The sequence below is a fragment of the Aeromonas enterica genome (assembly GCF_054052465.1).
Window position 1 is genome coordinate 26,941 of sequence record NZ_JBSTYL010000004.1, and the last position, 11,881, is coordinate 38,821.

Genomic DNA, 11,881 nt, shown 5'->3' on the forward strand with positions numbered 1-11,881 from the left:
GTATGGAACACTATCTGAGTCTGTTGATTCGTTCGATTTTCATCGAAAACCTGGCCCTCTCCTTCTTCCTGGGGATGTGTACCTTCCTGGCGGTGTCCAAGAAGGTCAAGACCGCCATGGGTCTGGGGATTGCCGTTATCGTGGTTCAGACCGTGGCCGTTCCGGCCAACAACCTGATCTACAACTATGTCCTCAAAGATGGCGCCCTGGTCTCCGGCCTGGATCTGAGCTTCCTGAGCTTCATCACCTTCATCGGTGTGATTGCGGCCCTGGTGCAGATCCTGGAAATGGCGCTGGACAAGTACTTCCCGGCGCTCTACAACGCGCTCGGTATCTTCCTGCCGCTCATCACGGTGAACTGCGCCATCTTCGGTGGTGTCTCCTTCATGGTGCAGCGTGACTACAACTTCGTTGAGTCCGTGGTTTATGGCGTGGGGTCGGGTGCCGGCTGGATGCTTGCCATCGTGGCGATGGCGGGGATCCGCGAGAAGATGAAGTACTCCGATGTGCCGGAAGGCCTGCGTGGTCTGGGCATCACCTTCATCACCGCGGGACTCATGGCGCTGGGCTTTATGTCCTTCTCTGGTATTTCCCTGTAATCGGAAAAGGAATAATAGATGGAAATTATTCTGGGTGTGGTCATGTTCACCGTGATCCTGCTGGCCTTGGTGGCAGTCATTCTGTTCGCCAAGTCCAAGCTGGTGACCGCAGGTGACGTGACAATCAGCATCAACGGCGACCCGACCAAGGCTGTGACCAGCCCGGCGGGTGGCAAGCTGCTCGGCGTCTTGGCCGGCAGCGGTATCTTCGTCTCCTCCGCCTGTGGCGGCGGCGGCTCCTGTGGTCAGTGCAAGGTGCGGGTGAAGGCCGGCGGCGGCGACATCCTGCCGACCGAGCTAGATCACATCAGCAAGGGCGAGGCCCGTCACGGCGAGCGTCTGGCCTGCCAGGTCACCGTTCGTGGCGACATGGACATCGAGCTGCCGGAAGAGATCTTCGGGGTGAAGAAGTGGGACTGTACCGTTATCTCCAACGATAACAAAGCCACCTTCATCAAGGAGCTCAAGCTGCAGATCCCGGATGGTGAGAGCGTCCCGTTCCGCGCCGGTGGTTATATCCAGATCGAAGCCCCTGCCCACCACGTGCAGTACAAGGACTTCGATATCCCCGAGGAGTATCGCGGGGACTGGGATCGCTTCAAGATCTTCGAACTGGAGTCCAAGGTCAACGAGCCGATCATTCGTGCTTATTCCATGGCCAACTATCCGGAAGAGTTCGGCATCATCATGCTGAACGTGCGGATCGCGACCCCGCCGCCCAGCAACTGGACTGCGCCTCCCGGCCAGATGTCCTCCTACATCTTCAGTCTCAAGGCTGGTGACAAGGTGACCATCTCGGGTCCGTTCGGCGAGTTCTTCGCCAAAGACACCGACGCCGAAATGGTGTTCATCGGTGGTGGTGCGGGTATGGCGCCGATGCGCTCCCATATCTTCGACCAGCTGCGTCGCCTGAAGACCCATCGCAAGATGAGCTTCTGGTATGGTGCCCGTTCCAAGCGCGAAATGTTCTATGTCGAAGACTTCGACATGCTGGCCGCCGAGAACGACAACTTCCAGTGGCACGTCGCCCTGTCCGATCCGCAGCCGGAAGACAACTGGGATGGCTACACAGGCTTCATCCACAACGTCTTGTTCGAGAATTACCTCAAGAACCACGAGGCGCCGGAAGATTGTGAATTCTACATGTGCGGGCCTCCCGTCATGAACGCTGCCGTCATCAACATGCTGAAAAACCTCGGTGTTGAAGACGAGAACATCCTGCTGGATGACTTTGGTGGTTAATCAATGCACAGTGTTGTAAAGACCTGGCTAGCCTTCGGGCTAGCCTTTTTCTTGACTGGGTGTGGTCAGGAAACGGTCCAATCCAAGCCGGAGATCCACATCACCGGCAGCACCATGGGTACCTACTACTCCATCAAGGTGGCGGATAACGTCATCACGGATCCGGCCAAGTTCCAGGCCGAGGTCGATGTCCTGCTGGAGCGGGTCAACGACCAGATGTCGACCTATCGTCCCGATTCCGAGCTGTCGCGTTTCAACCAGCACCGCAGCTCGACCCCCGTGGTGGTCTCCCGCGATACCGCGCGGGTGGTGACCGAGGCCATTCACCTTGGCCGTGAAAGCCGTGGGGCACTGGATGTCACCGTCGGCCCCCTGGTCAATCTGTGGGGCTTCGGGCCGGATGCCAGACCGACCAAGGTGCCGTCTGACGAGCTGATTACCCAGACTCGCCAGAAGACGGGTCTTGGCAATCTGCATGTGATCACCTCGGCTGATGCCGATACCCTGCAAAAAGATATTCCGGATCTCTACGTGGATCTCTCCGCCATTGCCAAGGGCTTTGGTGTGGACAAGGTTGCCGAATACCTGGAGTCCATGGGGTCTCGCAATTATCTGGTGGAGATCGGTGGTGAACTGCGGATCAATGGTGTCAACGGCAAGGGCCATCCCTGGCGCGTCGCCATCGAGAAGCCGACCGTCAATGCCGGCTCGGTGCAAGAAGTGATTATCCCGGGTGACAACGGGGTTGCCACCTCGGGTGAATATCGCAACTATTACGAGATGGACGGCAAGCGCTTCTCCCACACGATCGATCCCATGACGGGCAAGCCCATCCAGCATCGCATGGTGTCGGTGACAGTGATCCACCCCTCCTGCATGACGGCAGACGGCTTGGCGACCGTGTTTATGGTGCTCGGGCCCGAGAAGAGCCTGGCCTATGCCAAGGAGCGCGGGCTGGCTATTTTCGTGATCACCAAGACGGCCGATGGCTTTGAAGAGGCATATTCAGATGCCTTCAAACAGTATCTGGTTAGAAAGTAGGAGGCGGTAGCATGCAGATTTTCTTGATCACCTTCGGGGTGTTTCTGGCGGTAGTGGTGGCCATGGCCATAGGTTACATCTTCCAGAAGAAGACCATCTCAGGTTCCTGCGGTGGGTTGGGCACGATCGGCATAGAAAAAGAGTGCGATTGTCCGGAACCCTGTGACAACCGCAAGAAGAAGATGGCCAAGGAAGAGGCCCGTCGCAAAATGCTGATCGATAACCGGATCATATAAAAACGGACCTGAATCTCATTCGGGGTAATGCCGGATGGCAGGCGGGCTGACCTTGTGGTCAGCCCGTTTTTTGGCTCAAGGAGGCTCAGTAGTCGTATTGATGGCAGGCTTTCTTCTTGAACTCGGCCTTCCAGCGCGCCAGTTCTTCTCGCGTTCCCAGCTCGTCTCCCTGTTTGATAGCCTGCTCCAGTGCCGCTATGCGGTCATACAACCAGCTGCATTCGGCAGTCGGGTTGTCCTTGCTGCTGCCGGGCTGCGGCAGCAGGCAGAACCCCAGCGCTAATACCAGCCAGAGTGTTTTCATCTCGTCCTCCTTGACCCATGGGGTGGTGAATGGTGCCTTAAGAGTCTATGCCTGTTCGCCGTTTCATGCCGATGGCAGAAACGGCAGCACTGGGTTAGCATAGGCAAGTTACCTGTTTATCCGTACAGTGGTATGCGCAAAATCATTCACATCGACATGGACTGCTTCTACGCGGCGGTAGAGATGCGGGACAACCCGGCCCTGCGCGAGGTGCCACTGGCCATCGGCGGCTCGGCAGACAGGCGCGGCGTCATCTCGACCTGCAATTATGTGGCGCGCCGTTTCGGGGTGCGCTCCGCCATGCCGAGCGGCCTGGCCAAAAAGCTCTGCCCGCCGCTGGTGCTCATTCCTGGCCGGATGGCGCTCTACAAGGAGATCTCCCGCCAGCTGCGCGCCATCTTCCTGCGCTACACCGAGCTGGTGGAGCCGCTTTCCCTCGACGAAGCCTATCTCGACGTCACCGACAGCTCCTGCTGTGGCGGCAGTGCCACCCTGATGGCGGCCGAGATCCGCCAAGCCATAGTGAGCGAGCTCGGGCTGACCGCCTCGGCCGGGGTCGCGCCAAACAAGTTTCTGGCCAAGCTGGCCTCGGAGCAGCGCAAGCCAGACGGCCTGTTCGTGATAAGGCCCCAGGAGGTTGATGAGTTCGTGTGTCAGCTGCCGTTGGCCAAGTTGCCGGGGATTGGGCGCAAGACGGCCGATCGGCTGGAGTCCCAGGGGCTTTACTCCTGTGAGGATGCGAGAGTGCTCAGCCGCGAGGAGCTGATCGCCCGATTCGGCAAGTTGGGAGAGATGCTGACGGGGCGGATTTGGGGCCATGACGATCAGCCCGTGCAGGCGCAGCGGGTGCGCAAGACCATAGGCGTGGAGACAACCCTGGCCAGCGACGTGCTGGATGAGGCCGCCTGTTGGCAGGTGCTGAGCCGGCTCATTCCGGAGCTTGAGCAGCGCTTTGCCAAGGCTTGCCCGGCAGAGGCGCTGATGGGACAGGGGATCAAACTCAAGTTTGCCGATTTTCAGCAGACCACAGTCTATCGCCGTGGTGGCTATCAGCCCGAGCTGTTTCACGATCTGCTCCATGAGGGCTTGCTGCGGGCACAGGGCAAGCCGATCCGGCTGCTCGGGCTGGTGGTCGGTTTGCCCCGTGACGGGGAAGTTAACCAGCTCAGCCTGGATTTCGCTTGATAAGGTTAAGTTTTTGTTTCCAAACCCGATAAACTGATCACATCTGTATGAGCTAGGAATGGTGGCATGAGTTCTCTTTCTGTTCAGGGGCGCATTACCCTGATCGCCGGTTGTTGTTTGTTGGCCAGTGCCGGTGCTCTGGTCGCCTCTTCTCTCTATAGCGCCGCCCGGATGCAGGATCAGGTACTGACCTCCACCACGGAGGAGGCGCAGCGTTCGGCTGAAAACTGGATGAAGGCGATGGGAGCCGAGCAGGCGGCCAAGGTCACCAGCTATCTGGACGAGGCCTATTTTCGCACCACCCTGCTGGCGCAGGGGATCCTGTTTCAGCGCAAGAATGCGGCCGACAACTTCGGCTCCTCCGAGACGCTGCGTAGTGCCGTCAATCAACAACTGCACGATGCGGCGGCCTCCTCGGCCAATCTGCTCGGTGTCTATGCGGTGTTCGAGCCGGATCAGCTCGACGGGGAGGACAGCAACTACCATGGCTCCAGTGCGCTCGGCGCCAACGACAAGGGGCGCTTCTCCACCTATTGGGCCCGGGTCGACGGCAAGATAGAAGCTGAGGTGCAAAACGAATCCGTGCTGGCAGACGAGAGTCAGACGGCGGCCGGCGGAGTGGAAAACGAATGGTATCGCTGCAGCATCCGCAGCAAGGCGCTCTGTCTGCTCGAACCTTATCTCGACGATGTAGGGTCGCAGAAGGTGCTGATGACCTCGGTGACAGTCCCCCTGCTGGAGCAGGAGACCCTGCTTGGCATGGTCGGGGTCGATATCTCGCTGGCCACCTTGCAAAACCTGGTCAAGGAGATGGATCAGGCGCTCTACGACGGTCAAGGCAAGGTGCTGCTGGTCAGTCACGAAGGGCGCGCCGCCGGGGTGGATGGCTTTGACGTGACTCTGGGCAACCCGCTTGGTCAGCAATACCAGGCGCTGGCCGGTGATCTGACTGGCTGGCTTGGTCAGGGGCAGACCATGACCCGCTGGAGCCCGGACGGTTCTTTGCTGCAAACCTTCGTGCCGGTCAGGATGCGCGGCACGGCGCAGACATGGGGTATCTATATCGAGCTGCCTCGCAGCGTGGTGCTGGCCTCGGCCCGTCAGCTACAAGATGATCTCTCCAGCCAGGCCAATCGCAGCGTGGTCACCCAACTGGTGATAGGCGGCGTGATCTCGGCGATCGGGTTGCTCTGTATCTGGCTGATGGCCCATCAGATAGTGGCGCCCATCCGCGCCGTGGTGGCCCGCCTCAAGGACATCGCCACCGGGGAGGGGGACCTGACCCAGCGCATCGACTTGCATCGCGATGACGAGATAGGTGAGCTGGCCAAATGGTTCAACAGTTTCCTCAACAAGTTGCAATCCACCATCAGTCAGGTGATAGACACGGTCGCGGGCACCCGCGCCAGCGCAGAGCAGGCGGCTCAGGTTGCCGAGCGTACCAGTGCCGGCATGCAGGCCCAGTATCAGGAGGTGGATCTGGTGGCGACCGCGTTCGAGGAGCTCAGCGCCACCGCCCTGCAGGTAGCGGGCAATGCCAACTCGGCGGTGGCCGCGGCCAACCAGGCCGATACCTCGGCGCAGGAGGGCAAATATGTGGTTGCCGATACCCAGGAGGCGATGCGCAAGCTGATGGCGGTGATCAGCGATGCCAAGCCGGTGGTGGAGCGGCTCTCCGCCAACAGCGAGAACATCAACGACATCCTGGTGGTGATCCAGGGCATAGCCGAGCAGACCAACCTGCTGGCGCTGAACGCGGCCATCGAGGCGGCACGGGCCGGTGAGCAGGGCCGTGGTTTTGCCGTGGTGGCCGACGAGGTGCGCAATCTGGCAGGGCGTACCCAGAGTGCCATCGTCGAGATCCAAACCCTCATAGGGCAGTTGCAATCCGGCACCCAGGCCGTGGTCAAGGCGATCATGACGGGTCACAGCCAGGCGGATGTGACGCTGACAAAGGTGGATCTGTCGGTCAGCGTGCTGGAGCAGATCATCCATGCGGTGGCGACCATTCATCAGATGAACGAGCAGATTGCCAGGGCGGCGCAAGAGCAGAGCGGGGTGGCGGACGAGATCAATCGCAACGTCAGCAACATTCGCGATGTGAGCCACACCATACGGGCCGAGGCGGCGACCTCCGCCGAAAACGGGCGCGAGTTGTCGGCGCTGGCGGACAAACAGCAGCAGCTGGTGGGACAGTTCAAGGTATAGGGATAAGAAAAAAGGCGCCATCCAACCGGAGGCGCCAAACACATTCAGATGACAGACTGGGTTAAATCGGTCCGATTTAAGCCCCTCTTCCCGCAGAGGAAGAAACACAACACCACAATCGCAGACCACTGACTCACAAAAATCACATGTAAACCAACATGGAAGAGAAAAAGTGAGCCATATGACAACGGATTGCGAAGCGAATTATGTTTATTCACTGGTCGGCCTGCAACCGACAAATTATAATGCGGCCCATTAGAAAAACTCATCGTCGGCTGGTCTCATGTCTCGTCGTTTACCCCCGCTCAATGCACTGAAAGCATTCGAAGCCGCAGCCCGTCACTTAAGTTTCACCCGGGCTGCGGAAGAACTGTTCGTGACCCAGGCTGCCATCAGTCACCAGATCAAGGCGCTGGAGGAGTATCTCGGCATCAAGCTGTTTCGCCGCAAGAACCGCTCCCTGCTGCTGACCGAGGAGGGGCAGGGCTACTTCCTCGACATCAAGGACATCTTCACCTCCATCTCGGAGGCGACCGACAAGCTGCTGGCCCGCAGTGCCAAGGGGGCGCTCACCGTCAGTCTGCAGCCGAGTTTTGCCATCCAGTGGCTGGTGCCCAGGCTGGTGAAGTTCAGCGAACGCCATCCGGACATAGACGTGCGGATCAAGGCGGTGGACATGGACGAGGGGTCGCTCACCGACGATGTAGACGTGGCCATCTACTACGGCCGTGGCAACTGGCCGGGGTTGAGATCCGACAAGCTGCACACCGAATATCTGATCCCCGTCTGTTCGCCCTTGCTGCTGACTGGTCCCAAGCCACTGCGCACTCCGGATGATCTGACCCGTCATACCCTGCTGCACGATACCTCCCGCCGCGACTGGAAGGCCTGGTTTCGCCAGCTCGACATAGATGCCCCCAACGTCAATCAGGGGCCCATTTTCAGCCACTCGACCATGGTGATCCAGGCGGCGATCCACGGTCAGGGGGTGGCGCTCGGCCACAGCGTGCTGGCCCAGCCCGAGATCGAAGCGGGCCGGCTCATCTGCCCGTTCGAACAGGTGCTGGTAAGCAAGAACGCCTTCTACCTGGTGTGCCAGGAGCAGCAGTCCGATCAGGGCAAGATAGTGGCCTTCCGCGACTGGATGTTGGAGCTGGTAGAGCAGGAGGAGGCCCGTCGCCGGGCACGGCTCGCCGATGCATGAGGCCTGATGGGTGATGCTCTGAGGTGATTGCGTGAGAGAGGACGTCATGACTGAGGTGATAAGGGAGGGGGCAAGCGATGCCCCCGTTCGCATTTTGCTGGCCCATGGCGCCGGGGCCGGCATGGAACATGTCTTTCTTTCCGAGCTGTCACGTCTGCTGGCGGGGCCCGATATCGAGGTGGTGCGTTTCAACTTCCCCTACATGACCAAACGGGCTCTGGATGGCAAGCGCAGGCCGCCGGACAGAGCGCCCGTGTTGCTTGAGCATTGGCGTCAGATGGTGCGGCAATTTGCCCATCCCCGGTTGTTCCTGGCGGGCAAGTCCATGGGGGGGCGCATGGCGGCAGAGCTGTATCGCGAAGGAGAGGACGAGATGAATGCTGCAGGATTGCTCATTCTCGGGTATCCTTTCCACCCCCCGGCCAAGCCCGATAGTTGGCGGGGAGAGGTGCTCAAGCAGATCAAGACGCCGACCCTGCTGTTGCAAGGGGAGCGCGATACCTTCGGCACGCGCGCCGAACTGGCCGATTTTCCCTTCTCACCCCACGTATCGGTCCACTGGCTGACCGATGGTGACCATGGTTTCAAACCGCGAAAAGCCAGTGGTGTGAGCGAGCAGGAGAACCTGCAACAGGCGGTCGATCGGATAAAGAGCTTTATTGCCGTCACTCGGGTTGAGGCCTGACGGTGGTGAGCGAGACAAGGAGGAGCCAAGGATGCAGATCCAGCGGCATTGGTTGGTGCTGGCGGGCCTGTTTGGCCTGACGGCAACCCTGCTGGGGGCCTATGGCGCCCACGGTCTGGCGGCGAGCGGCATCACGCCTTCGCTGCTGGCGGCGTTCAACACCGCCGTGCAGTATCAGTTTTTTCACGCATTGGCCCTGCTGGTGCTGGGTTGGTGCGGTGTGCGTAGCAAGGTGATCACCTTTGCGGGCTTCGCATTTGTGCTGGGGATCCTCGGATTTTCCGGCAGTATTTACGCCATGGTGCTGCTCGGCAGCAAGGGGCTGGGGCTCATTACCCCGGCCGGTGGCCTCTGTTTTATGTTGGGATGGGCGGCTCTGATATGGGCTGGCTGTCGTCTTGGAGGAAAAAATGAATAATCTGCTGCTTTATTGCCGCCCCGGTTTTGAGAAAGAGGCGGCGGCAGAGATCACCGAACGTGCCAGTAACATGCAGTGTTACGGTTTCGCCCGGGTCAAGGACGACAGCGGTTATGTGATATTCGAGCTGTATGACGAGGAGCAGGCCGATCTGCTGGCCCGCAAGCTGCCGTTCAAGGAGCTCATCTTCATCCGCCAGATGCTGGTGGTGACCCATGAGCTGAAGGATCTGGATCTGTCCGACCGGATCTCTCCCATCCTGGAGGCGGCTGCCAGCTATACCATCTGCGGCGATCTGCGGGTGGAGACAGCCGACACCAACGAGGCGAAAGAGCTGTCGGCCTTCTGCCGCAAGTTCACCGTGCCGCTTCGCCAGGCGCTGCGCAGCAACGAGTTGCTGACCAAGAAGGAGACGCCGCACCGTCCGGTGTTCCACGCCTTCTTCATGGCCAACGATCACCTGCTGATCGGTTACTCCTACTCGTTCAACAACTCCGAATTCCACATGGGTATCCCGCGTCTGCGTTGCCCGCCGGATGCACCTAGCCGCTCCAGCCTCAAGCTGGAAGAGGCCTTCTACGTGTTCGTGCCACGGGAAGAGTGGGACCTGCGCCTCACCTCCGGCATGAAGGCGGTCGATCTGGGTGCCTGCCCGGGTGGCTGGACGCATCAGCTGGTGCGTCGCGGCATGATGGTAACCGCGGTGGATAACGGCACCATGGCTCCCTCCCTGATGGATACAGGCCAGGTGAAGCACCTGCGTGACGACGGTTTTGTGTGGCGTCCCAGCAAGAAGAACATCTACTGGCTGGTGTGCGACATGGTGGAGAAGCCGGCACGGGTTGTTCACATGATTGCCGACTGGTTCCGCGAGAACGACTGCCAGGAGGCCATGTTCAACCTCAAGCTGCCGATGAAGAAGCGTTACGCCGAAGCCGTGCACAACATAGAGGTGTTGCGCGGCCTGCTCAAGGAGATCGACAACGCCTTCGTCATCCAGGCCAAGCAGCTCTACCACGATCGCGAAGAGATCACTGTGCACGTCTACAACAAGTACTGGGTCTCCAAGCTGGAAGCCAAGGACTGACGTCCGGCGCCTTGCCGTGAACGGAAAACAGAGCCGACAGCAGAGATGTTGTCGGCTCTGTCGTTTATGCAGGTCTAGAAGCGATAGTCGAAGCGCAGAGCGGATTCGCCGTTGGTGAGCTTGAGCTCTATGTCGAGGGGGATGGTGCGATCGGTCGGGCTGAATTCCAGCTTGACCCCGTTGCCGCGCAGCTTGATGGCGGTGTTCATGCCGCCGGCCTTGAACTTGATCCTGGGTTTGTGCTGCTCGAAGGAGAGGCTCACGCTCTTTTCGGCAGTCAGGTTCAGCTTCTGATAAGGGGTGACCAGCCTGTTGCCATCGCTGTCGGTCACGACATCCACCCCGAAGGAGAGCGGTTTGGGCGCCTTGAGCAGGTCATTGGTATCCAGGGTGGAGCGCCAGACCTGGCTGGCTTGCTGAGTGCCGGATGCCGGTAGATCTCTCCAGGCATTGTCGACCGGTCTGTCTACTGCCATGACGCTGCTGCTGATGAGCAACAGGCTGCAAATAGCGCGCATAATGGATCTCCTTATCCCTTATCTATTGAACATAGTAGCCAATCGATGAGGGAGGTAGCGCGCCGCGAGATAAAACAAAGGGAGCCGAGGCTCCCTTTTAAAATCAATCTATTAGGCTAGATTACAGCCGATCTATGATGGACTGGGTGAACTCGCTGGTGGAGGCGGTGCCCCCCAGATCCCGGGTCACCCGATCGCCGGATTCTATGGTGGCGCGCACCGCTTCCCGGATGCGTTCAGCCTTGTCTTGCATGCCCAGATATTCCAGCATCTGGATGGAGGCAAGGATCACCGAGGTCGGGTTGGCAATGTTCTTGCCCGCGATATCCGGTGCCGAACCGTGCACGGCTTCGAAGATGGCGGCGCCATCCCCTATGTTGGCTCCCGGCGCCATGCCAAGGCCACCCACCAGACCGGCGCACAGGTCCGAGAGGATGTCGCCGAACAGGTTGGTGGTGACCATGACATCGAACCGCTCCGGGTACATCACCAGATTCATGCAGGCGGCATCGACGATCATCTCCTCACTCTGGATATCCGGATAGCGGGCCGCCACTTCACGGGCCACCTCCAGGAACAGGCCCGAGGTGGACTTGAGGATGTTGGCCTTGTGGATGATGGTGACCTTCTTGCGCCCTTCCTGACGGGCCAGCTCGAAGGCGAACTTGACGATGCGTTCTGCCCCGTCGCGGGTGATGATGCTCATCGCCTCGGCGCTATTGTTGTCATCGCTGCGCTTCTGACCGGCGCCCGAGTACATGCCCTCGGTGTTCTCGCGGACCGTGATGATGTCGATGTTGTCGTAACGGCTGCGGGTACCCTTGAAGGAGATAACGGGGCGGACGTTGGCGTAGAGGTTGAATTTCTTGCGCAGGGAGACGTTGATGGAGGTGAAGCCACCGCCGACCGGGGTGGTGAGCGGTCCTTTCAGGCTGACCTTGTTCTTCTCGATGAGATCCAGCGTCGCCTGGGGCAGCAGCTCGCCGTGCTTCTCCAGCGCGACCAGACCGGCATCCGCATATTCGTATTCAAAGTCACACCCGGCGTGGGTCAGGATCTGGACGGCGGATTCTATGATGCTGGGGCCAATGCCGTCGCCCGGGATGACGGTAATTTTTCTTTTTGACATGAGACGTATCCACTTCTAGGGAACA

13 protein-coding genes are annotated in these 11,881 nt (G+C 59.6%); 10 read left to right on the forward strand and 3 right to left on the reverse strand.

From position 1 onward, the window contains the following. The first annotated feature begins 2 nt into the window (after window positions 1-2). From nqrE to nqrM, 4 genes are read left to right on the forward strand one after another with little or no spacing between them, the layout of a single operon-like run. Window positions 3-599: an NADH:ubiquinone reductase (Na(+)-transporting) subunit E gene (nqrE, locus tag ACW5XD_RS06030; RefSeq protein ID WP_005330713.1), complete on the forward strand. Its 597-nt coding sequence runs from the start codon at window positions 3-5 to the stop codon at window positions 597-599. A gap of 18 nt (window positions 600-617) precedes the next feature. Further along, window positions 618-1,841 (forward strand): NADH:ubiquinone reductase (Na(+)-transporting) subunit F, encoded by a 1,224-nt coding sequence (gene nqrF, locus ACW5XD_RS06035; protein WP_456494092.1) that lies wholly within the window; start codon window positions 618-620, stop codon window positions 1,839-1,841. A gap of 3 nt (window positions 1,842-1,844) precedes the next feature. After that, window positions 1,845-2,882: an FAD:protein FMN transferase gene (locus ACW5XD_RS06040; protein ID WP_456494093.1), complete on the forward strand. Its 1,038-nt coding sequence runs from the start codon at window positions 1,845-1,847 to the stop codon at window positions 2,880-2,882. Between the two features lie 11 nt (window positions 2,883-2,893). Further along, on the forward strand, window positions 2,894-3,118 hold the full coding sequence (nqrM, locus tag ACW5XD_RS06045) for a (Na+)-NQR maturation NqrM (protein ID WP_042867164.1): 225 nt from the start codon (window positions 2,894-2,896) through the stop codon (window positions 3,116-3,118). Between the two features lie 85 nt (window positions 3,119-3,203). Here the strand turns inward: nqrM and ACW5XD_RS06050 are convergent, their stop codons facing one another. Beyond that, window positions 3,204-3,422 carry a hypothetical protein gene (locus ACW5XD_RS06050; RefSeq protein ID WP_456494094.1) on the reverse strand — a complete coding sequence of 73 codons (219 nt, stop codon included), beginning with the start codon at window positions 3,420-3,422 and terminating at the stop codon, window positions 3,204-3,206. A 132-nt stretch (window positions 3,423-3,554) separates the two neighbouring features. Between ACW5XD_RS06050 and dinB the strand changes: the two genes are divergently transcribed. The 6 genes from dinB (at window position 3,555) to rlmM (ending at window position 10,209) form a co-directional block, all read left to right on the forward strand. Continuing rightward, window positions 3,555-4,607 carry a DNA polymerase IV gene (gene dinB / locus ACW5XD_RS06055; RefSeq protein ID WP_456494095.1) on the forward strand — a complete coding sequence of 351 codons (1,053 nt, stop codon included), beginning with the start codon at window positions 3,555-3,557 and terminating at the stop codon, window positions 4,605-4,607. Between the two features lie 66 nt (window positions 4,608-4,673). Continuing rightward, complete coding sequence (locus ACW5XD_RS06060; RefSeq protein WP_456494096.1) at window positions 4,674-6,815, forward strand: methyl-accepting chemotaxis protein; 2,142 nt, start codon at window positions 4,674-4,676, stop codon at window positions 6,813-6,815. A 283-nt stretch (window positions 6,816-7,098) separates the two neighbouring features. Beyond that, window positions 7,099-8,019: a transcriptional regulator GcvA gene (locus tag ACW5XD_RS06065; RefSeq protein ID WP_456494097.1), complete on the forward strand. Its 921-nt coding sequence runs from the start codon at window positions 7,099-7,101 to the stop codon at window positions 8,017-8,019. A 46-nt stretch (window positions 8,020-8,065) separates the two neighbouring features. Next, a complete protein-coding gene (locus ACW5XD_RS06070) occupies window positions 8,066-8,704 on the forward strand; it encodes an alpha/beta fold hydrolase (RefSeq protein WP_456494098.1) in 639 nt (212 codons plus the stop codon). A gap of 31 nt (window positions 8,705-8,735) precedes the next feature. Further along, entirely contained in the window at window positions 8,736-9,122 is a 387-nt protein-coding gene (locus ACW5XD_RS06075) for a DUF423 domain-containing protein (RefSeq protein ID WP_456494099.1), read from the forward strand. Continuing rightward, the gene (rlmM, locus tag ACW5XD_RS06080) at window positions 9,115-10,209 is read left to right on the forward strand and encodes a 23S rRNA (cytidine(2498)-2'-O)-methyltransferase RlmM (protein WP_456494100.1); all 1,095 of its coding nucleotides are present in this window, start codon (window positions 9,115-9,117) and stop codon (window positions 10,207-10,209) included. Before ACW5XD_RS06075 ends, rlmM begins: the two co-directional genes overlap by 8 nt. 74 nt (window positions 10,210-10,283) lie before the next feature. On the opposite strand, the gene ACW5XD_RS06085 is transcribed toward rlmM, so the two are convergent. Beyond that, entirely contained in the window at window positions 10,284-10,727 is a 444-nt protein-coding gene (locus ACW5XD_RS06085) for a hypothetical protein (RefSeq protein ID WP_456494101.1), read from the reverse strand. A gap of 121 nt (window positions 10,728-10,848) precedes the next feature. Then, complete coding sequence (locus ACW5XD_RS06090) at window positions 10,849-11,856, reverse strand: isocitrate dehydrogenase (protein ID WP_456494102.1); 1,008 nt, start codon at window positions 11,854-11,856, stop codon at window positions 10,849-10,851. Between the last annotated feature and the right edge of the window lie 25 nt (window positions 11,857-11,881).

What these genes read in the sequence shown, in the direction of transcription:
- nqrE (WP_005330713.1), top strand. Translation starts at nt 3, where the DNA reads ATGGAACACTATCTGAGTCTGTTGATTCGTTCGATTTTCATCGAAAAC.
- nqrF (WP_456494092.1), top strand. Translation starts at nt 618, where the DNA reads ATGGAAATTATTCTGGGTGTGGTCATGTTCACCGTGATCCTGCTGGCC.
- ACW5XD_RS06040 (WP_456494093.1), top strand. Translation starts at nt 1,845, where the DNA reads ATGCACAGTGTTGTAAAGACCTGGCTAGCCTTCGGGCTAGCCTTTTTC.
- nqrM (WP_042867164.1), top strand. Translation starts at nt 2,894, where the DNA reads ATGCAGATTTTCTTGATCACCTTCGGGGTGTTTCTGGCGGTAGTGGTG.
- ACW5XD_RS06050 (WP_456494094.1), bottom strand. Translation starts at nt 3,422, where the DNA reads ATGAAAACACTCTGGCTGGTATTAGCGCTGGGGTTCTGCCTGCTGCCG.
- dinB (WP_456494095.1), top strand. Translation starts at nt 3,555, where the DNA reads ATGCGCAAAATCATTCACATCGACATGGACTGCTTCTACGCGGCGGTA.
- ACW5XD_RS06060 (WP_456494096.1), top strand. Translation starts at nt 4,674, where the DNA reads ATGAGTTCTCTTTCTGTTCAGGGGCGCATTACCCTGATCGCCGGTTGT.
- ACW5XD_RS06065 (WP_456494097.1), top strand. Translation starts at nt 7,099, where the DNA reads ATGTCTCGTCGTTTACCCCCGCTCAATGCACTGAAAGCATTCGAAGCC.
- ACW5XD_RS06070 (WP_456494098.1), top strand. Translation starts at nt 8,066, where the DNA reads ATGACTGAGGTGATAAGGGAGGGGGCAAGCGATGCCCCCGTTCGCATT.
- ACW5XD_RS06075 (WP_456494099.1), top strand. Translation starts at nt 8,736, where the DNA reads ATGCAGATCCAGCGGCATTGGTTGGTGCTGGCGGGCCTGTTTGGCCTG.
- rlmM (WP_456494100.1), top strand. Translation starts at nt 9,115, where the DNA reads ATGAATAATCTGCTGCTTTATTGCCGCCCCGGTTTTGAGAAAGAGGCG.
- ACW5XD_RS06085 (WP_456494101.1), bottom strand. Translation starts at nt 10,727, where the DNA reads ATGCGCGCTATTTGCAGCCTGTTGCTCATCAGCAGCAGCGTCATGGCA.
- ACW5XD_RS06090 (WP_456494102.1), bottom strand. Translation starts at nt 11,856, where the DNA reads ATGTCAAAAAGAAAAATTACCGTCATCCCGGGCGACGGCATTGGCCCC.